Source organism: Rhodopseudomonas sp., assembly GCF_048594845.1.
Lineage (GTDB): Bacteria > Pseudomonadota > Alphaproteobacteria > Rhizobiales > Xanthobacteraceae > Rhodopseudomonas.
The window spans coordinates 17,540-35,292 of the sequence record NZ_JBMDXE010000285.1 but is presented as its reverse complement, the minus strand read 5'-3'; the positions used below and the strand labels follow the sequence as shown (position 1 = coordinate 35,292).

The window sequence follows — 17,753 nt, the reverse complement described above, 5'->3', positions numbered from 1 at the left end:
GGGCGCCCGGCCCAGGGGTCGCCCCCCCCCCCCCTGGGGGGGGGGGGGGGGGGGCCCGCCCGGCCCGCGGGGGGCCGGGGGGGGGGGGGCGGGCCGCGGGCACAGCGGATGAACTCTTCGCCCCCCCACCCCGCTCGCTACGCGAGCGACCCTCCCCCTCCAGGGGAGGGTGAGATACTCGCGGCTGGCGATGTGCCATCATCCTCACGATCGACTGCTCAATCCGGCAAATCATCGCGGAACAAGCGCTCACCGGAGATGATCGAAGAGATCATGCTCTGGCGGCTGAGGATGTCCTCGCGGACCGCCGCATAGATGTGGACGATGACGAACACCACGATGGCCCACATCCCGAGGTGGTGCAGCGTGTGCAGCGTCTGGCTGGTGAACAGCGAGAACATGAAGCCGAACAATTTATACTGCCAGCTGTCGATGCCGTGGCCCTCGGAGTACAGCGCCATGCCGCTGAGCATCATCAGCACCATGAACACCATGAAGGAGAACATCGCTACATGCGCCAGCGGGTTGTGGCCGATGTATTTCTTCGGGTCCTTGACCAGGAAGGCGTACCACTTGAACTCGTACAGCATGCCCCACCACCAGGTCTTGTTGGTGAGCGGAAGCCAGAAGATCTGCTTGGAATATTTGTTGCCGACGAATGCCCAGTACACTCGCAACAGGAAGAATACGACCAGAGTCTGCCCAGCCGCGAAATGCACGAAGCGGATGTATCCCATCTGGTAGCTGGCGGACGCCTCACCCGGCACCGACGGCAGCGGCGTGCCGATGAAATAGCCGGTGACGCACAGCACGACGATCAACAGCGCGTTGACCCAGTGCCACAGCCGCACCGGTGCCTGATACACATAGACGGTCTGTAGCGACCGCGCGCGTTCGCCAGCCGAGTCGAGCGCGCCCTGGACCCGAGCAATCTCCGTGGTCATCATCTCCTCCCTCCGGATGGCGCTCAGCGCACGGTGACCTTTGTCATTTCCTGACCGTCCTCGCTCATCACATGCGTCGAGCAGGCGAGGCACGGGTCGAACGAATGCAGCGTGCGCAGGATTTCCAGCGGCTTCTCCGGATCGGCCATCGGCGTGTCGAGCAGCGACGCCTCGAACGCGCCGATGCCGCCGTTGGGATCGCGCGGACTGCCGTTCCATGTAGTCGGCACCACCGCCTGGTAGTTGTCGATCTTGCCGTCCTTGATCTTGACCCAGTGGCCGAGCGCGCCGCGCGGCGCCTCGGTGAAGCCGACCCCCTTGACGTCCTTGGGCCAGCTCTCCGGGCTCCATTTGTCGACATTGGCGGTGGCGCTATCGCCGGCCTTCAGCGTCGCAACCAGCTTGTCCTGGAAGTAGCGCAGCTGCCGCGCCGCCCACTGCGCCTCCAGCGCGCGCGCCGCGGTGCGGCCGAGCGTCGAGAACAGCGCCGGCAGCGGCAGGCCGAGATCCTTGAGCAGCTTGTCGGTCGGCTCCTTGAACTCCGGCTTGTTCTGGGCATAGCCGATGATGTAGCGCGCCAGCGGCCCGACCTCGACGGCATTGCCCTTCCAGCGCGGCGACTTGATCCAGGAGTACTTCGCCTCCTCGTCGAGCGCCTCGATCCGCGTCTTGGTACCCTTGGCATTGGGGCCGAGCTTGAAGTTCGGCTCGGTGACGCCATCCCACGGATGCAAGCCCTTGGTCTCGTCCGGATATTTGTACCAGGAGTGAGCGACGAACTCCTGTACCTGCGACGGGTCGGTGAGATCGACCGGATACACCTCGACGAGGTTGCCGTTGAGGATGACGCCGCGCGGCAGCTTCAGCGACGCCGCCGAATAGTCGTTGGCATGCTCGGGGATGTCGCCGTAGCTCATCACCGACTTGCCCGACAGCCCGCCGCCGTAGGTCCAGTCCTTGTAGAACGACGCGATCGCCTGCAGGTCGGGCAGATAGACCTGATCGACGAAGGTGACCATCTGGTCGATGATCGACGACACCAGGTTGAGCCGTTCCATGTTGACGGCGCCGACCGCGCCGACACCATCGATATTGATGGCGCAAGGAACCCCGCCGACCAGCCAGTTCGGATGCGGATTCTTGCCGCCGTAGACGGCGTGAATCCTGACCATGTCTTTCTGGAAATCGAGCGCTTCCAGATAATGCGCCACCGCCATCAGATTGGCTTCGGGCGGCAGCTTGTAGGCGGCGTGGCCCCAATAGCCGTTCTTGAACGGGCCGAGCTGGCCCGACTCGACGAACTTCTTCAGCCGGGTCTGGATTTCCTTGAAATAACCGGGGCTCGACAGCGGCCAAGGCGAGATCGATTGCGCCAAAGTCGACGTGGCCTTCGGATCCGCCTTCAGCGCCGACACCACGTCGACCCAGTCGAGCGCGTGCAGGTGATAGAAATGCACGACGTGATCGTGCACCTGCAGCGTCAGCTGCATGATGTTGCGGATGGTGTTGGCGTTTTCGGGAATGTCGATCTTCAGCGCGTTCTCGACCGCGCGCACCGAGGTCAGCGCGTGCGTGCCGGTGCAAACTCCGCAGATGCGCTGGGTGAAGGCCCAGGCGTCACGCGGATCGCGGCCCTTGAGAATAGTCTCGATGCCGCGCCACATCGTGCCGGTCGACACCGCGTTGCGGATGACGTTGCCCGAGTCGACATTGACCTCGACGCGCAGATGGCCCTCGATCCGGGTCACCGGATCGACCACGATGCGGCGGCCGGCATTGTCGAGCTTGAAGCCGTTGGGGGTCGTAACGTTGGTCATGATGCTGGTATCCCGGGCTTAAGCCGACGCGCTGGGTGAGTTGCCGTTGGATTTGCCGTTGCCGTTCGGCACTTCCTTTCGCTTCGAAAGGTTGCGCACCGTGGTAACAGCAGCGTGCGCGGCGATCGCGGCACCGACGACGCCGGCCGCAGTCGCGCCGATCTTGTCGGCGTTGGCCTCGATGCCGAACTGATTGATCGTGGTCAGGCGGTCGTAGAACGAGCCCTGATCCCAGAAATTGTCTTCCGAGCAGCCGATGCAGCCGTGGCCCGATTGAATCGGGAACGACACGCCGCCGTTCCAGCGCACGGTCGAGCAAGCGTTGTAGGTGGTCGGACCCTTGCAGCCCATCTTGTACAGGCAGTAGCCTTTTCGCGCGGCGTCGTCGTCCCATTGCTCGACGAACTGGCCGGCGTCGAAATGCGGCCGGCGGTAGCATTTGTCGTGAATGCGCTGCGAGTAGAACATCTTCGGCCGGCCCTGGCGGTCGAGCTCGGGCAGCCGGCCGAACGTGGTGACGTAGGTGACGACGCCGGTCATCACCTCGGCGATCGGCGGACAGCCCGGCACCTTGATGATCGGCTTGTTACGGATCACCTTGTCGATCGGAGTCGCCTGCGTCGGGTTGGGCTTGGCCGCCTGGACGCAGCCCCACGACGCGCAGGCGCCCCAGGCGATCACCGCCATCGAATCCTCGGCCATCTCCTTGAGCTTCTCGACGAACGGCCGGCCGCCATCGATGCAGAACATGCCGTCCTCGTTGAGCGGCGGATTGCCTTCGACGGCGAGGATGTATTGGCCTTTGTACTTGGCGCGGGTCTCTTCCAGGATCGCGTCGGCCTGATGGCCGGCGGCCGCCATGATGGTGTCGTCGTAATCGAGCGAGATCATCGACAGCACCGCATCCTTGGCAAGCGGATGCGCCGAGCGGATGAAACTCTCCGAACAGCAGGTGCATTCCAGCCCGTGCATCCAGATCACCGGCACGCGCGGCTTGGTTTCGAGCGCATTGGCGATCTGGCTGGTGCCGATCGGGCCGAGGCCGAGGCTGGTGGCCGTCAGGCTGCAGAACTTGATGAAGCTGCGGCGGGTGATGCCCTGCCGCCTGATCACCTCGTAGAAGGTTTCGGTCGCTGCGCCCATGATGGCTCCTCGGTGTCCTCGCCGCGTGCGAAGTCTTTTCAGCTTCGCGTTGAGGCCAGGATCGCAAGAACCATGCCAGGGACGAGGCGAACCGAGTGCCGTAACCCAAGTGTTTGAAAGCAACTGGTAAAGGTGCGAGGGCGTGGATCGTGCTGCAGCGCCGCGCGGCCGCCGCAAGTGATAACTCCGTTGCTACGCTGCAAAGGCCGTGACCGCGGGCTGCTGATCCGCGATCAGGATGCGTCCGCTTATCCTGGACTCTGGGTGGAGGCGCTCACCCGCCTCACTTACTCTTCGTCGCGAAGAACCGCCAATTTGCGATCGCCGCCAGCCGGTGCGGCTGAGCTGTTTCCTGATAGGCTTTGGTTTCCACGATCCGCCTCAGATCGTCGAGGCTGCGATAGCGGACGATCGCGATATCATCCCAATCCTCGTCGGGACCGGCCAGCAGGCCGCTGAGGCGATCGCCCGCATAGACGAGCTCCATCTCGATCCCGAGGTCCGCCGCGACGGCGCGAATCGCACCCGAATACCCCTGGTAGTAAGCCTCGCGTGAACTCTCCTTGGCGCCCGCGAAGCCGTCCGGATAATGCGGACGCTCGTGAAACCACAGCAGGTTGACCATAACGACAGGGCCGTCTCCGATCGTCTTGAGCGCGACGTCCAGCGCTTGCGGTGTCAGTTCGTTCAAAATCATGGGCTCTCCGATTTCTGACGGAATGGCACTTTTTGTCAGAATGACAAGTTGACGAATTTCGATATTTTGTCAACAAGGACCTGATGGGTGAGAAGCGCAGCAAAGAGCTGATCGCAATCGAGAGCGCGACCGACGTGTTCTCGCGATTCGGCTATGCCCGGACCACGATGGGCGACATCGCGGCGAAAGCCCGCATGTCGCGGCCGGCGCTGTATCTGCTGTTTCCCGACAAGCAGGCCGCGTTCGATCGCGTCATCGCCGAGATGGACCGGCGCACGCTCAGCGAGATCGCCGCGGTGTTGCCGACGCTGAAAGGTCTGGAGGCCAAGCTGCTCCACGCCTGCGAGACCTGGGGCCTTCACGGCGTCGAACTCGCGGCCGTCCATCCGGATTCCGCCGATTTGTTCGACCTGCGATTTCCGGCGGTGCAGCGGGTCTATGCCAACTTCCAGACGCTGATCGCCCAGCTGATCGCCGACGCAGCGCGCAGTTCGCGGGTGGGTGTCGACGCGGCGGAGATCGCGCGCGTGCTGGTCTATGGTCTGCGCGGCCTGCGCGAGGGCGCGTCCGACGTCGAGGACATGCGCCGGATGATCGCCGTCCACGTCGCGACGTTCGCCCGAGCGCTGCAGGCAGACTGAGCCGCCGATTCAGTGCGCCGTGCACACCATGCAGGGATCGAACGACCGCACCACGTGCTGCACGGCGACGGACTTGGCGCCTTCGGCGCCGACTTCAGTGCCGGCAAGCGCCTGTTCGAGCGGCCCGGCGACACCATCGCGGTCGCGCGGCGAGAAATTCCAGGTGGTCGGCGCGATGATCTGATAGCGGCGGATCTTGTCGTCCGACAGTTCGATCCAGTGACCGAGGCTTCCTCGCGCCGCTTCGATCAAGCCGATGCCGGCGCCCTCGCCGCGCCGTGCGCCGCGATCCAGGAACGGCGCGCGCAGATCGAGCCGGCGCGCCCAATCGTGCATCGCGCGGGCGAGCTTTGCGGTTTCGATCAGCCGCGCAATCACCCGGTTGGCGACGTTCGGCCCGCTACGCGCGACCAGATCGCGGATCAACGGATCGCCGGCGACCGCCTGCCGCGCCAGCGCGCCGACCTCGGCCGGGCGGCCGGCATAGCGCGGTGCCTTGCACCAGCTATAGCCAGCGGGCTTTTCGGCGTCGGGGTCGGTCTCCGCCTCCGCCGGGCGCAGCGCTGTGTCGCGCATCCAGGCGTGGGCGACGTCTTCGGTGATCGCGCCCGGGTCGAGGGCGGTGAGGTTGGCGGTGGCCGGATCGTAGATGCCGCGGGCGAACAGCGGCGCGTCGCCGCCATGATACGCGCCGTAGCTCATGAGCGGCAGCGCAAGGCGCCCGAGGCGGTCGAAGCCGAGATCGTCGGCGACGCTGAGGAAGAGGGCGAAGTCGCCGCCGCGGCCGTCGCGCCATTTGTCCAGCGCTGCGGCGCTGTCGAGAGCCAGCACATTGTCGAGTGTATCGGCGAACACGACGCGCTCGAGAAAGTCACGCAGGTCGCCGATGATCGAAATCAGCTGCACGCGCTCACCAAGGTCGATTGCGCGCGTGGTGCCGCCCGGCTGAAATGCCAGCGAGTGGGGCCATTTGCCGGCGAGCAGTCCCATGATCTGAAGGAGGCGTGCCCGCGCCGGTAGCATCTGTTGCGCGGCACTGCCCTGCACCGCCTTGAACCGCGACGCAATCTCGCTGTGCCACGGCCTTTCCGCGTAGCTGTCGCGGGCGAGGTCCGGCATGAAGAACAGATAGAAGTGCGTGAGGTGATCAGCGGTGTTCTCCGCCGCATGGGCCAGATTGGCGGCAAGCACGCCGTTCTCGGCCGCGCGGATGCCGTCGACCGCGCGCAGTGCCGCCACCGCCGCCAGTGATTGCGACACCGAGCAGATGCCGCAGATTCGCGGCGCCAGCGTCAGCGCATCCAGAGCGGGCCGCCCGCGCAAAATCTGCTCGAAGCCGCGATACAGCGGCGCGGTGACTTCGGCGGTGCTGACAACGCCATCGTCGATGTCGAGCCGAACTTCGAGATCGCCCTCGACGCGATTGAATGGCCCGACGGTGACGCGCCGCGTCATTTGCGGCGTCCGTTGTCGAGGCGAGGCGGGACGACCACATGATCGGACGTCGCATTGGCGCGCACGCGCTTCGGCGTCGCCGATTTCGACAACGCAGCCAGCGCCACGAACCACGCCTTCGGCATGTCGAGCGGCAGGCCGACCGGAATGCCGCCGAGCTTGGCGGTCTCCATAAAGTTCTGCGAGGTCTCGAAGCCCGGCGAGGTGCAGGCGATGCAGGCGTAGCCGCCGCTGGTACACGAGCCGCTGCCGTTCCAGCCGCGCTGATTGCAATCGCCGACCGCCTGGGTCGCCTTGCAGCCGAGATGCTCCATCAGACAGCCCTGCTGCGACAGCTCCTCGGCGCTGGCCTTGAATTCGTAGTACTCGTTGCGGGCGCAGCCGTGATGCGCGAGGTGATCGGCGTAGAACCGCGGCCGGCCGAAGCTGTCGAGCGCATCACTTTCGACGCCGCCGAGCGCCAGCGCCGCGAGCGTCTCGGAAATCCAGCCGGGATGCGGCGCGCAGCCGGCAATGTTGATCACCGGCAGGCCGGCGCGGGAGCGAAACGAGGCACTGAGCACGCCGCCGGACTCGGCTCCGGCGAATTGCAGCCCGCTGGCGTCGGTCGGATTGGTGCCGGCCATCGGCACGCCGCCGAACGCCGCACAGCTGCCCGCAGCGACGACGTAGCCGGCTTGCGGCGCCAGCGCGTTCACCCAATGCAGCATCGAGCGGCCGGTGCCGCCCAGCATATTGAAGCGGCCGCTGCCGTTCGGCCCGCGCAGCACCGCGCCTTCCAGCACCAGAGCGTCGAGCCGCTGGGTGCCGTGGACGACGCGCTCGAGGATGGTCACCACCTCGTCGGCGGTTTCTTCGCTGAGCGACGGATGCCAGATCAGATCGATGCCGAAGCGCGCGAGCTCGGCGAACCAGCCGGCATGGCCGTTGTCGAGCGCCGCCATGGTGCATCCGCCACAGCTCGCGCCCTGCAGCCACAGCACGTTGAAGCGCCCCATGCCCGCAGCCTCCCGGCGTTGTCTTGTTTGCGCGGGGACCAACTAAAGCGAGTTTGGAATACCGCTGCAAGCAACCCGTTGGGAGTAGATCGACCCAGAATTCCTGACTCCGTCATGGCCGGGCTCGTCCCGGCATCCACGCCTTTGGAGCGGCCACGCAGCAAGGCGTGGATGCCCCGCACAAGACCGGGCATGACGATGGGGCGAGTGTAATGCGTAGCCGAAAACGTCAGTGATCCGCGAAGATGCGGTAGCGTTGCGGCTGCAGGCCGATGCGGTCGCCGATTTTCAGTGAGTGATCGCGCGGGGCGTCGATCTCGATCAGGGTGTCGCCCTGCCCGCCGTTGAGCACAATGTCGGCGCGCTGCATCGGACCAAAGGCGCGCACCGCTTTGACGGCGCCTTCGAGCACGCCGGTGCCGCTCGGGCCGACCGCGACGTCGTGACGGCGGACGAACAGTTTTGACGGGCCGGACGCGGCGCCCTGCAGCGGCAGATCGAGCACGCGGTCGCCGAGCCGGACGCGGCCGTCCTGCACATCGACCGGTAGCACGATCGACTCGCCGATGAAGCCGTGCACGAAGGCCGAGGCCGGCCGCTCATAGACATCGCCGGGCGAGCCGATCTGTTCGATGCGGCCCTTGTCCATCACCACGACGCGGTTGGCGACTTCGAGCGCCTCTTCCTGATCGTGAGTGACGAAGATCGAGGTGACGTGAATTTCCTCGTGCAGATTGCGCAGCCAGGCACGCAGCTCCTTACGCACCTTGGCGTCGAGCGCGCCGAACGGCTCGTCGAGCAACAGGATGCGCGGCTCGATCGCCAGCGCGCGGGCGAGCGCGATACGCTGGCGCTGACCGCCGGACAGCTGGTTCGGATAGCGGTCGGCGAGCCAGCCGAGCTGCACGAGGTCGAGCAGATCGCCGACCCGCTTCTTGATCTCCGCTTCGCTCTTGCGGATCTTGCGCGGCTGCACGCGCAGGCCGAACGCCACATTCTCGAACACGCTCATGTGCCGGAACAGCGCGTAGTGCTGGAACACGAAGCCGACGTGGCGCTCGGCGGCGCCGCGCGCCAGCGCGTCCTCTCCGTCGAACGCGATCGAGCCGGAATCGGGCCATTCCAGGCCGGCGATGATGCGCAGCAGCGTGGTCTTGCCGGAGCCGGACGGGCCGAGCAGCGCCATCAGCTCGCCGGTCTCGACCCGCAGGTCGACATTGTCGAGCGCGCGGAAGCTGCCGAATTCCTTGACGATGTTACGAACTTCAATGGTCATCGGGATGCAGCCCTTCCTCGATACGGCCTTCCAGCACGGTCTTGACGATCAGCGTCACCAGCGCGAGCAGCGCCAGCAGCGAGGCGATCGCGAACGCCGCGACCATCTGGTACTCGTTGTAAAGAATTTCCACCAGCAGCGGCATGGTGTTGGTCTCGCCGCGGATATGACCGGAGACGACCGACACCGCGCCGAATTCGCCCATCGCGCGGGCGTTGCACAGCAGCACGCCGTACAGCAGGCCCCATTTGATGTTCGGCAGCGTGACGCGCCAGAACGTGGTCCAGCCGCCGGCGCCGAGCGAGATCGCGGCTTCCTCTTCGAGCGAGCCCTGCTCCTGCATCAGCGGAATAAGTTCGCGCGCCACGAAGGGGAAGGTCACGAAGGTGGTGGCCAGCACGATCGCCGGCACGGCGAACAGGATCTGCACGCCGTGCGCCATCAGCCACGGCCCGAACCAGCCCTGCGCGCCGAACAGCAGCACGAACACCAGGCCGGAGATCACCGGCGACACCGAGAACGGCAGGTCGATCAGCGTGATCAGCAGCGTCTTGCCGCGGAATTCGAACTTGGCGATCGCCCAGGCGGCGATGACGCCGAACACCAGGTTGAGGCCGACCGAAATGCCCGCCGCGATCAGCGTCAGCTTGATCGCGGCCAGCGCCTCCTCTTCGGCCAGCGCCGCCAGATAGAAGCTGATGCCCTTCGACAGCGCTTCGGAGAACACCAGCAGCAGCGGCAGCACCACGAACACGGTGAGGAACGCGACCGCGAAGCCGATGATCAGCAGCCGCACCCACGCCGGCTCGGTATGCGCAGCGCGCCGCGTTGCAGCCGCGGGGGCGGAGGCCGTGTCGGCCGATTTGCGCACAGGGCGCCTCGCTGAACTGGTTGCGACCAACGTCATGATATCACGCCGTGGCCAGCGACCGGGACTGTGCCCAGTGCTGGATCCGGTTGAGAATGAAGATGATCACGAAGGAAAATACCAGCATGACGACGGCGATCGCGGTCGCGTCGGAATAGCGGAACTCCGACAGCCGGATCACGATCAGCAAGGGCGCGATCTCCGAGACGTTGGGCAGATTGCCGGCGATGAAGATCACCGAGCCGTATTCGCCGACCGCGCGGGCAAAGGCCAGCGCAAAGCCGGTCAGCGCCGCCGGCACCAGGCTCGGCAGGATGACGCGGCGGACGGTCTGCCAGCGCGACGCGCCGAGCGATTCCGCGGCCTCCTCGAGTTCGACGTCGAGATCGATCAGCACCGGCTGCACGGTGCGCACCACAAATGGGATGCCGATGAAGATCATCGCCAGGAAAATGCCGAGCGGCGTGAACGCCACCTTGATGCCGAGCGCGGCGAGCGGCGCGCCGAGCCAGCCCTTCTGGGCGAACAGCGTGGTCAGCGCGATGCCGGCCACCGCGGTCGGCAGCGCGAACGGAATGTCGACGATGGCGTCGAAGATCCGTCGGCCGGGAAACCGATAGCGCACCAGCGCCCACACGATCACCAGCCCGGCGACGAGATTGACGCAGGCCGCCGCGAAGGCGAGGCCGAACGAGATTTTCAACGCATGCAACGTGCGCTGCGACGTCACCGTCTCCCAGAACTGGGCGAGGCTGAGGTCCGCCGTTTTGACGAACAGCCCGGCCAGCGGAATCAGGATCATCAGCGACAGCCAGGTGATCGTGAGGCCCATGGTAAGGCCGAAGCCGGGCAAGGAGCGCTTACGCGCCACGGTGCTCATGGAGTCACCTGTACGGCGTGTCGACGACGAGCAACGGGCGTCGGCACGCCACCTGCGTCATTGCGAGGAAGCGTAGCTGACGAAGCAATCCAGCTCCGTGCACGGCGCCTCTGGATTGCTTCGCTTCGCTCGCAATGACGGATGGAGGCGTCGGGGACCAAACGCGCAGGGTCGGCTGCGTTGCGACGCCCCCTCACCCCACCCCTCGCACCGCGCGCGGGGAGATGGAGCGCGCTGCGATCGGTGCTAAGCATACTGTCCCCAACTCTGCGGATCGCGGCCGTGCTGTGCGCTCGCGACCCACGCCGCTCAGTTCTTGTAGATCTTATCGAACACGCCGCCGTCGGCGAAGTGTTCGGTCTGCGCCTTGGTCCAGCCGCCGAAGACGTCGTCGATGGTGAACAGCTCGACCTTGGCGAACGATCCCTCGTGCTTCTTCGCAACTTCCGAATCGCGCGGACGGTAGAAGTTCCGTGCGGCGATTTCCTGACCGTCCTTGGAGTAGAGATACTTCAGGTAGGCCTCAGCGGCGGCGCGGGTGCCCTTCTTGTCGACCACGGTATCGACCACCGCGACCGGAGGCTCGGCCAGGATGGACACGGACGGCGCCACGATCTCGAACTTGTCGGCACCAAATTCCTTCACCGCCAGATAGGCTTCGTTCTCCCACGCCAGCAGCACGTCGCCGACGCCGCGTTCGACGAAGGTGACGGTCGAGCCGCGTGCGCCGGTGTCGAGGACCGGGACCTGCTTGTACAACTTGCCGACGAAATCACGCGCGCCTTCCTCCGAGCCGGACTTCTTCAGCGCGTAGCCCCAGGCGGCGAGATAATTCCAGCGCGCGCCACCGGAGGTCTTCGGATTTGGCGTGATCACGCTGACGCCCGGCTTCAACAGATCGTCCCAATCCTTGATGCCCTTGGGATTGCCCTTGCGCACCAAGAAGACGATGGTCGAGGTATAGGGCGAGGAGTTCTGCGGCAGGCGCTTCTGCCAGTCCCTTGCGATCAGCCCCTTGTTGGCAATCGCGTCGATGTCGTAGGCGAGCGCCAGCGTCACGACGTCGGCCTGCAGTCCGTCGATCACCGAGCGTGCTTGCGCGCCTGAGCCGCCGTGCGACTGCTTGAGCGTGACCTTGTCGCCCGTTTCTTTCTGATACGCGGCGGCGAAGGACTTGTTGAAGTCACTGTAGAGCTCGCGGGTCGGATCGTAGGACACGTTGAGCAGCGTCACGTCCGCCGCCTGGGCGGAGGTCGCGATCACCAGGCCGGCGAACAGCGGAATCAGTCGGCGAAGCATTTCAATTCTCCATGGTCCGGACGGCGTCGTTGTCGTCTGCGGCGGAGCTGCGAAACTCAAGAATGAAGCGGCTCAAGTCAACGGAACCGCATTTCATTGTTCGATCGGGCACGACAGCAATCTGCTACGAAGTCTTTATCGTGTGAATGCCGCATTCCGTCTTGCTACGTCCCTGCCAACGACCCGAGCGCGTATCGTCGGCTGACGACGCGCGACTGGTACACGGCATACATCCCACGGAGAGGAAGCCCGACGCCAACAACGGATGCGGCGGCAGCTTGCCGAGCGTGTAGATCGCGTCGATCTCTTCGCGCGAGACGTCCGCGAACGGATTGAATTTCAAGCGCACCCCATCGGCTTCGACCACCGGAATCTCGGCGCGCGCCCCACCCTGGAATCGCTTGCGGCCATTGATCCAGCCATCGAACGGCGCCAGCGCCCGGCGCAGCGGCTCGACCTTGCGGATGAAACAGCATTTGTCGGGATCGGAAAACCACAGATCCTGTGCCGGATCGTCGCGGTCGAGATCCGCGGGCAGCGGTTTGATCGAGCGTACGTCGGCGAGGCCGAGCTGATCGATTAGCGTGTCGCGATAAGCGAGCGTCTCGGCAAACAGCCAGCCGGTGTCAAGGAACACCACCGGGATCGCCGGATCGACATCCGCCATCACTTTCAACAACGCGGCCGATTCTGTGCCGAACGACGACACCAGCGCGACGCGGTCGCGGCCAAGCTCGCGGACCGCGGCGGCGATGATATCGGCCGGCGAGGCGCCACGCAGCGAACGGCTCAGTGCCGCGGCGCGCACAGCGGTCGCGTCGGGCACCGTGGCCGAGGAGGGAGAATGTTGGGTGATGTCGCTCATTGAATGACTTTCTGCGTCGGCCACTTGCCCGTCCAATAACGCGACGCGAGGCAAACTGACCGAAGAAGGATTGACTAGAAATATTTTCTATCTATGTATCTTACAAGCCAGATCGATAGAAAATTATTCTTTCTGTTGAGGGCTTCCGCCGTAGAAATTCCATCCCTCACCCAAGCGCCGCAGAGATGTTCGTTCTCCTGACGATGATGACGCCGTCCCGGCTGCGCGACAACGACGGTCCGGATCGATCCGGGCCCGCCTTTCCGGGAGCCTGTGCATGACCCTCGCCGCACCCGAACTTCGCGCGCCGCAGCCGGTGTTGCCGCCCGATCTTCCGCCCCACGACGACTTGCGGCCGATGGATCACCTCGACGCGCTGGAGGCGCAGAGCATCTACATCCTGCGCGAAGGCTTCGCCCGGCTGAAGAAGCTGGCGCTGTTGTGGTCGCTCGGCAAAGACTCCAACGTGATGATCTGGCTGGCGCGGAAAGCGTTCTTCGGCAAGGTGCCGTTCCCGGCGCTCCACGTCGACACCGGCAAGAAATTTCCCGAGATGTACGCCTTCCGCGAGCACTACGCGAAGGAATGGGATCTTGATCTCCGCGTCGATCCCTGCCCGCCGATCGACAGCGTCGATCCGACGTTGCCGCCGGCCGCGCGCTCCGCGGCGCGCAAGACCGAGGGCCTGAAGATGGCGCTCGCCAAATACGGCTTCGACGGACTGATTGCCGGCATTCGCCGCGACGAGGAAGCGACGCGTGCCAAAGAGCGCGTGTTCTCGCCGCGCGGCACCGAGGGCGGATGGGACGTGCGCGATCAGCCGCCGGAATTCTGGGATCAGTTCAATGCCTCGCCGCCGCCCGGCGCGCATTTGCGTATCCACCCCATCCTGCATTGGACCGAGGCCGACATCTGGGCCTACACGAAGCGCGAGAACATCCCGATCATCCCGCTGTACTTGGCGAAGGACGGCAAGCGTTACCGCTCGCTGGGCGATCAGGACATCACGTTCCCGGTGGCCTCGAACGCCTCGTCGATCGACGAGATCCTGCACGAATTGCAGACCACCAAGGTGCCGGAGCGCGCCGGCCGCGCGCTCGACCACGAGACCGAGGACGCGTTCGAGCGTCTGCGCGTCGCCGGCTATCTGTAAGCAACAATTCCGACCATGAGTGACGCCATGACCCTCGCGGTTTCGCCCGCCTTGCTATCCACCCCGAACGGCACGACGCGGCCGCTGGTGCGCATCGTCATCGTCGGCCATGTCGACCACGGCAAGTCGACGCTGGTCGGCCGGCTGCTGCACGAAACCGGCTCGCTGCCGGACGGCAAGCTGGAGATGTTGAAGGCTGTCAGCGCCCGCCGCGGCATGCCGTTCGAATGGTCGTTTCTGCTCGACGCGCTGCAGACCGAGCGCGACCAGGGCATCACCATCGACACCACGCAGATCAGCTTCCGCACCCGCTCGCGCGACGTCGTGCTGATCGACGCGCCGGGCCACGCCGAATTCCTGCGCAACATGATCACCGGCGCCTCGCAGGCCGACGGCGCGGTACTGATCATCGACGCGCTGGAAGGCGTGCGCGACCAGACGCGGCGGCACGGCTATCTGTTGCACCTGCTCGGCATCAAGCAGGTCGCGGTGGTGGTCAACAAGATGGACCGCGTCGACTTCTCGGCCGAGCGCTTCAAGGCGATCAGCGACGAGATCACCGCGCATCTCACCTCGCTCGGCGTGACGCCGACCGCGGTGATCCCGATTTCGGCGCGCGACGGCGACGGCGTGGCCGAGCGCACCGACAACATCCGCTGGTACCAAGGCCCGACCGTCGTGGAGGCGCTCGACGCGCTGACGCCGTCGCAGCCGCTCGATCAGCTGGCGCTGCGGCTGCCGGTGCAGGCGATCTACAAATTCGACGACCGCCGCATCGTCGCCGGCCGCATCGAATCCGGACGGCTGCAGGCGGGCGACGACATCGTCATCATGCCGGCCGGCAAGATCGCCAAGATCAAGAGCGTCGAAAGCTGGCCGGTGACGCCGGTGGCGGGGCCGCTGGGCGCCGGCCGCTCGGTCGGCATCACGCTCGACCGCGAATTGTTCGTCGAGCGCGGCGACGTCATCGCGCATGCGGGCTCGGCGCCGCGCGACACGCGGCGGCTGCGCGCGCGGATCTTCTGGCTGCACGATCAGCCGCTCGAAGCCGGCGCCTCGATCCTGGTGCGGCTTGGTACGCGCGAGACCCGCGCGACCGTGGTGGCGATCGAGAAGGCGGTCGATCCCGGCGATCTCGGCAGCAGCGAAGCCAAGGCGATCGCCCGGAATCATGTCGGCGAGATCGACCTGTCGCTGGCGCAGCCGGTGGCGGCCGATCCGGCCGAAGCTTTCCCGCGCACCGGGCGTCTGGTGATCGAAGTCGGCGGCCGGATCGCCGGCGGCGGCCTTGTGCTCAGCGTCGATGCCGGCCAGCGCGCCGCCACTGCCGACATCGTCCCGGTGGAGTCGGCGCTGCGGCCGGAGGAGCGCGCGGCGCGCTTCCGGCACACCGGCGCGGTGCTGTGGTTCACCGGCCTGCCGGGCTCCGGAAAATCGACGCTGGCTAAGGCGATCGAGCGGCGGCTGTTCGACCGCGGCGGCTCGCCGATCCTGCTCGACGGCGACACGCTGCGCGCCGGGCTCAACAGCGACCTCGGTTTCTCGCCGGAGGACCGCAGCGAAAACATCCGCCGCCTCGCCGAAATCGCCGCTCATCTCGCCGCCAACGGCCATGTGGCGATCGTCGCCGCGGTGTCGCCGGCGCTGGAAGATCGCGCCACTGCGCGCCGGATCGCCGGTGAGCACTTCCGCGAGATTTACGTCGCGACGCCAGCGGAAGTCTGCGAACAGCGCGATCCGAAAGGGCACTACGCCAAGGCCCGCGCCGGCGCGCTGCAGAACTTCACCGGCATCGGCAACGACTATCAGCCGCCGGTCGCCAGCGAGCTGACGATCGACACCTCGGCGCACAGCGTCGCCGAAGCCGCCGACAAGGTCGAGACCATGCTGGCGAGCAGCGGTGTGCTGGTCGGCGAACTGATCGACCTCGCGGCGCATATCTGACGCGACCATCTGTCGTCGCGGCGAGGGCGCCGCGGCGACACAAACTTGCCGGCCGGTGCGCAAATTGAAAATGGCTTGATCCGCGGCGGCATCGTATCGTTTGATGACCCGCCGCCCATTCCTGCCAGGAGACCGCATGGCCTTGTCGCGCTTCGAGATCAATCGCCGCACCATTCTGCTTACGTCGGCCGCGATCGCCGCCAATGTGATCAATCCGATGCGTGCCTTCGCGCAGGAGACGCCGCGCAAGGGCGGCGTGTTCAACGTTCATTACGGCGCCGAGCAGCGTCAGCTCAACCCGAGCCTGCAGGCCTCGACCGGCGTCTACATCATCGGCGGCAAGATCCAGGAGCCGCTGGTCGACCTCGACGCCGCGGGCAATCCGGTCGGCGTGCTGGCGGAGAGCTGGGAGTCGACGCCGGACGGCAAGACCATCACCTTCAAGCTGCGCAAGGGTGTGACTTGGCACGACGGCAAGCCGTTCACGTCCGAGGACGTTGCCTTCACAGCGATGAACATGTGGAAGAAGATCCTCAACTACGGATCGACGCTGCAGCTGTTCCTCACGGCGGTCGACACGCCCGATCCGCAGACCGCGATCTTCCGCTACGAGCGGCCGATGCCGCTGAACCTGCTGCTGCGTGCGCTACCGGACCTCGGCTACGTCTCGGCCAAGCACATCTACGAGTCCGGCGACATCCGGCAGAATCTCGCCAACCTGGCGCCGGTCGGCACCGGCCCGTTCAAGTTCAACAAATACGAGCGCGGCCAATACATCATCGCCGACCGCAACGATAATTACTGGCGGTCGAACGCGCCCTATCTCGATCGCATCGTCTGGAAGGTCATCACCGACCGCGCCGCCGCCGCGGCGCAGCTCGAGGCCGGCGGGCTGCAGCTCAGCCCGTTCTCGGGCCTGACGATCTCCGACATGGCGCGGCTCGGCAAGGACAAGCGCTTCATCGTCTCGACCAAGGGCAACGAGGGCAACGCCCGCACCAACACCATCGAGTTCAATTTCCGCCGCAAGGAGCTGTCGGACATCCGCGTCCGCCGCGCCATCGCGCACGCCATCAACGTGCCGTTCTTCATCGAGAACTTCCTCGGCGACTTCGCCAAGCTCGGCACCGGCCCGATCCCCTCGACCTCGACGGACTTCTACCCCGGCCCGAACACGCCGCAGTATCCCTACGACAAGAAGAAGGCGATCGCGCTGCTCGACGAGGCCGGCCTCAAGCCTGCCGCCGGCGGCAACCGGCTGTCACTACGGCTGCTGCCCGCGCCGTGGGGCGAGGACCTCTCACTGTGGGCAACCTTCATCCAGCAGTCGCTCGGCGAAGTCGGCATTCAAGTTGAGGTTGTACGTAACGACGGCGGCGGCTTCCTCAAGCAGGTCTATGACGACCACGCCTTCGACCTCGCTACCGGCTGGCACCAGTATCGCAACGACCCGGCGGTCTCGACGACGGTGTGGTATCGCTCGGGACAGCCGAAGGGTGCGCCGTGGACCAACCAGTGGGGCTGGGAAGACCCGACGATCGATAAGATCATCGACGACGCCGCCACCGAAGTCGATCCGGTCAAGCGCAAGGCGCTGTATGCCGACTTCGTCACCCGGGCTAATACCGAGCTGCCTATCTGGATGCCAATTGAACAATTATTCGTCACGGTGATCTCGGCAAAGGCGCGAAATCACTCTAATACGCCACGTTGGGCTTCATCGACCTGGCATGATCTTTGGCTGGCCGAATAGCGCCAACTCCGCCAGTATAG

Annotated in this window: 15 protein-coding genes; 4 read left to right on the top strand and 11 right to left on the bottom strand. The window is 65.5% G+C overall.

Annotated features, from left to right (window positions below; genetic code table 11):
* Window positions 1-218 precede the first annotated feature (218 nt).
* From cybH to ACOJTD_RS18640, 4 genes are all read right to left on the bottom strand, one after another.
* Complete coding sequence (gene cybH, locus ACOJTD_RS18655; protein WP_420134366.1) at window positions 219-944, bottom strand: Ni/Fe-hydrogenase, b-type cytochrome subunit; 726 nt, start codon at window positions 942-944, stop codon at window positions 219-221.
* A gap of 23 nt (window positions 945-967) precedes the next feature.
* Window positions 968-2,761, bottom strand: a complete 1,794-nt coding sequence (locus ACOJTD_RS18650; RefSeq protein WP_420134365.1) for a nickel-dependent hydrogenase large subunit — start codon at window positions 2,759-2,761, stop codon at window positions 968-970.
* 18 nt (window positions 2,762-2,779) lie between these two features.
* On the bottom strand, window positions 2,780-3,904 hold the full coding sequence (locus ACOJTD_RS18645; protein ID WP_420134364.1) for a hydrogenase small subunit: 1,125 nt from the start codon (window positions 3,902-3,904) through the stop codon (window positions 2,780-2,782).
* A gap of 283 nt (window positions 3,905-4,187) precedes the next feature.
* The gene (locus tag ACOJTD_RS18640) at window positions 4,188-4,601 is read right to left on the bottom strand and encodes a hypothetical protein (protein ID WP_420134363.1); all 414 of its coding nucleotides are present in this window, start codon (window positions 4,599-4,601) and stop codon (window positions 4,188-4,190) included.
* A gap of 83 nt (window positions 4,602-4,684) precedes the next feature.
* Here ACOJTD_RS18640 and ACOJTD_RS18635 point away from each other — a divergent pair, with 83 nt between their 5' ends.
* Window positions 4,685-5,242, top strand: a complete 558-nt coding sequence (locus ACOJTD_RS18635; protein ID WP_420134362.1) for a TetR/AcrR family transcriptional regulator — start codon at window positions 4,685-4,687, stop codon at window positions 5,240-5,242.
* Window positions 5,243-5,251: 9 nt separating this feature from the next.
* Here the strand turns inward: ACOJTD_RS18635 and ACOJTD_RS18630 are convergent, their stop codons facing one another.
* From ACOJTD_RS18630 to ACOJTD_RS18600, 7 genes are all read right to left on the bottom strand, one after another.
* Entirely contained in the window at window positions 5,252-6,697 is a 1,446-nt protein-coding gene (locus ACOJTD_RS18630) for a nickel-dependent hydrogenase large subunit (protein ID WP_420134361.1), read from the bottom strand.
* Window positions 6,694-7,695, bottom strand: a complete 1,002-nt coding sequence (locus ACOJTD_RS18625) for a HupU protein (RefSeq protein ID WP_420134360.1) — start codon at window positions 7,693-7,695, stop codon at window positions 6,694-6,696. The genes ACOJTD_RS18630 and ACOJTD_RS18625 overlap by 4 nt, the downstream gene beginning before the upstream one ends.
* A gap of 229 nt (window positions 7,696-7,924) precedes the next feature.
* Window positions 7,925-8,971, bottom strand: coding sequence for a sulfate/molybdate ABC transporter ATP-binding protein (locus tag ACOJTD_RS18620; RefSeq protein ID WP_420134359.1), 1,047 nt, complete (start codon window positions 8,969-8,971; stop codon window positions 7,925-7,927).
* Window positions 8,961-9,878: a sulfate ABC transporter permease subunit CysW gene (gene cysW, locus ACOJTD_RS18615; RefSeq protein ID WP_420134358.1), complete on the bottom strand. Its 918-nt coding sequence runs from the start codon at window positions 9,876-9,878 to the stop codon at window positions 8,961-8,963. Before cysW ends, ACOJTD_RS18620 begins: the two co-directional genes overlap by 11 nt.
* 4 nt (window positions 9,879-9,882) lie before the next feature.
* On the bottom strand, window positions 9,883-10,719 hold the full coding sequence (cysT, locus tag ACOJTD_RS18610) for a sulfate ABC transporter permease subunit CysT (protein ID WP_420134357.1): 837 nt from the start codon (window positions 10,717-10,719) through the stop codon (window positions 9,883-9,885).
* Between the two features lie 309 nt (window positions 10,720-11,028).
* Window positions 11,029-12,018, bottom strand: coding sequence for a sulfate ABC transporter substrate-binding protein (locus tag ACOJTD_RS18605; protein ID WP_420134356.1), 990 nt, complete (start codon window positions 12,016-12,018; stop codon window positions 11,029-11,031).
* Between the two features lie 124 nt (window positions 12,019-12,142).
* On the bottom strand, window positions 12,143-12,883 hold the full coding sequence (locus tag ACOJTD_RS18600) for a phosphoadenylyl-sulfate reductase (protein WP_420134355.1): 741 nt from the start codon (window positions 12,881-12,883) through the stop codon (window positions 12,143-12,145).
* Between the two features lie 358 nt (window positions 12,884-13,241).
* Between ACOJTD_RS18600 and cysD the strand changes: the two genes are divergently transcribed.
* The 3 genes from cysD (at window position 13,242) to ACOJTD_RS18585 (ending at window position 17,733) form a co-directional block, all read left to right on the top strand.
* Window positions 13,242-14,036, top strand: coding sequence for a sulfate adenylyltransferase subunit CysD (gene cysD / locus ACOJTD_RS18595; protein WP_420134367.1), 795 nt, complete (start codon window positions 13,242-13,244; stop codon window positions 14,034-14,036).
* 27 nt (window positions 14,037-14,063) lie between these two features.
* Window positions 14,064-15,980, top strand: a complete 1,917-nt coding sequence (gene cysC, locus ACOJTD_RS18590; protein WP_420134354.1) for an adenylyl-sulfate kinase — start codon at window positions 14,064-14,066, stop codon at window positions 15,978-15,980.
* Between the two features lie 136 nt (window positions 15,981-16,116).
* Window positions 16,117-17,733: an ABC transporter substrate-binding protein gene (locus ACOJTD_RS18585; protein ID WP_420134353.1), complete on the top strand. Its 1,617-nt coding sequence runs from the start codon at window positions 16,117-16,119 to the stop codon at window positions 17,731-17,733.
* The last annotated feature ends 20 nt before the right edge of the window (window positions 17,734-17,753 follow it).

Excerpts from the sequence above, each read along its gene's own strand:
- cybH (WP_420134366.1), bottom strand. The coding sequence starts at position 944 with ATGACCACGGAGATTGCTCGGGTCCAGGGCGCGCTCGACTCGGCTGGC.
- ACOJTD_RS18650 (WP_420134365.1), bottom strand. The coding sequence starts at position 2,761 with ATGACCAACGTTACGACCCCCAACGGCTTCAAGCTCGACAATGCCGGC.
- ACOJTD_RS18645 (WP_420134364.1), bottom strand. The coding sequence starts at position 3,904 with ATGGGCGCAGCGACCGAAACCTTCTACGAGGTGATCAGGCGGCAGGGC.
- ACOJTD_RS18640 (WP_420134363.1), bottom strand. The coding sequence starts at position 4,601 with ATGATTTTGAACGAACTGACACCGCAAGCGCTGGACGTCGCGCTCAAG.
- ACOJTD_RS18635 (WP_420134362.1), top strand. The coding sequence starts at position 4,685 with ATGGGTGAGAAGCGCAGCAAAGAGCTGATCGCAATCGAGAGCGCGACC.
- ACOJTD_RS18630 (WP_420134361.1), bottom strand. The coding sequence starts at position 6,697 with ATGACGCGGCGCGTCACCGTCGGGCCATTCAATCGCGTCGAGGGCGAT.
- ACOJTD_RS18625 (WP_420134360.1), bottom strand. The coding sequence starts at position 7,695 with ATGGGGCGCTTCAACGTGCTGTGGCTGCAGGGCGCGAGCTGTGGCGGA.
- ACOJTD_RS18620 (WP_420134359.1), bottom strand. The coding sequence starts at position 8,971 with ATGACCATTGAAGTTCGTAACATCGTCAAGGAATTCGGCAGCTTCCGC.
- cysW (WP_420134358.1), bottom strand. The coding sequence starts at position 9,878 with ATGACGTTGGTCGCAACCAGTTCAGCGAGGCGCCCTGTGCGCAAATCG.
- cysT (WP_420134357.1), bottom strand. The coding sequence starts at position 10,719 with ATGAGCACCGTGGCGCGTAAGCGCTCCTTGCCCGGCTTCGGCCTTACC.
- ACOJTD_RS18605 (WP_420134356.1), bottom strand. The coding sequence starts at position 12,018 with ATGCTTCGCCGACTGATTCCGCTGTTCGCCGGCCTGGTGATCGCGACC.
- ACOJTD_RS18600 (WP_420134355.1), bottom strand. The coding sequence starts at position 12,883 with ATGAGCGACATCACCCAACATTCTCCCTCCTCGGCCACGGTGCCCGAC.
- cysD (WP_420134367.1), top strand. The coding sequence starts at position 13,242 with ATGGATCACCTCGACGCGCTGGAGGCGCAGAGCATCTACATCCTGCGC.
- cysC (WP_420134354.1), top strand. The coding sequence starts at position 14,064 with ATGACCCTCGCGGTTTCGCCCGCCTTGCTATCCACCCCGAACGGCACG.
- ACOJTD_RS18585 (WP_420134353.1), top strand. The coding sequence starts at position 16,117 with ATGGCCTTGTCGCGCTTCGAGATCAATCGCCGCACCATTCTGCTTACG.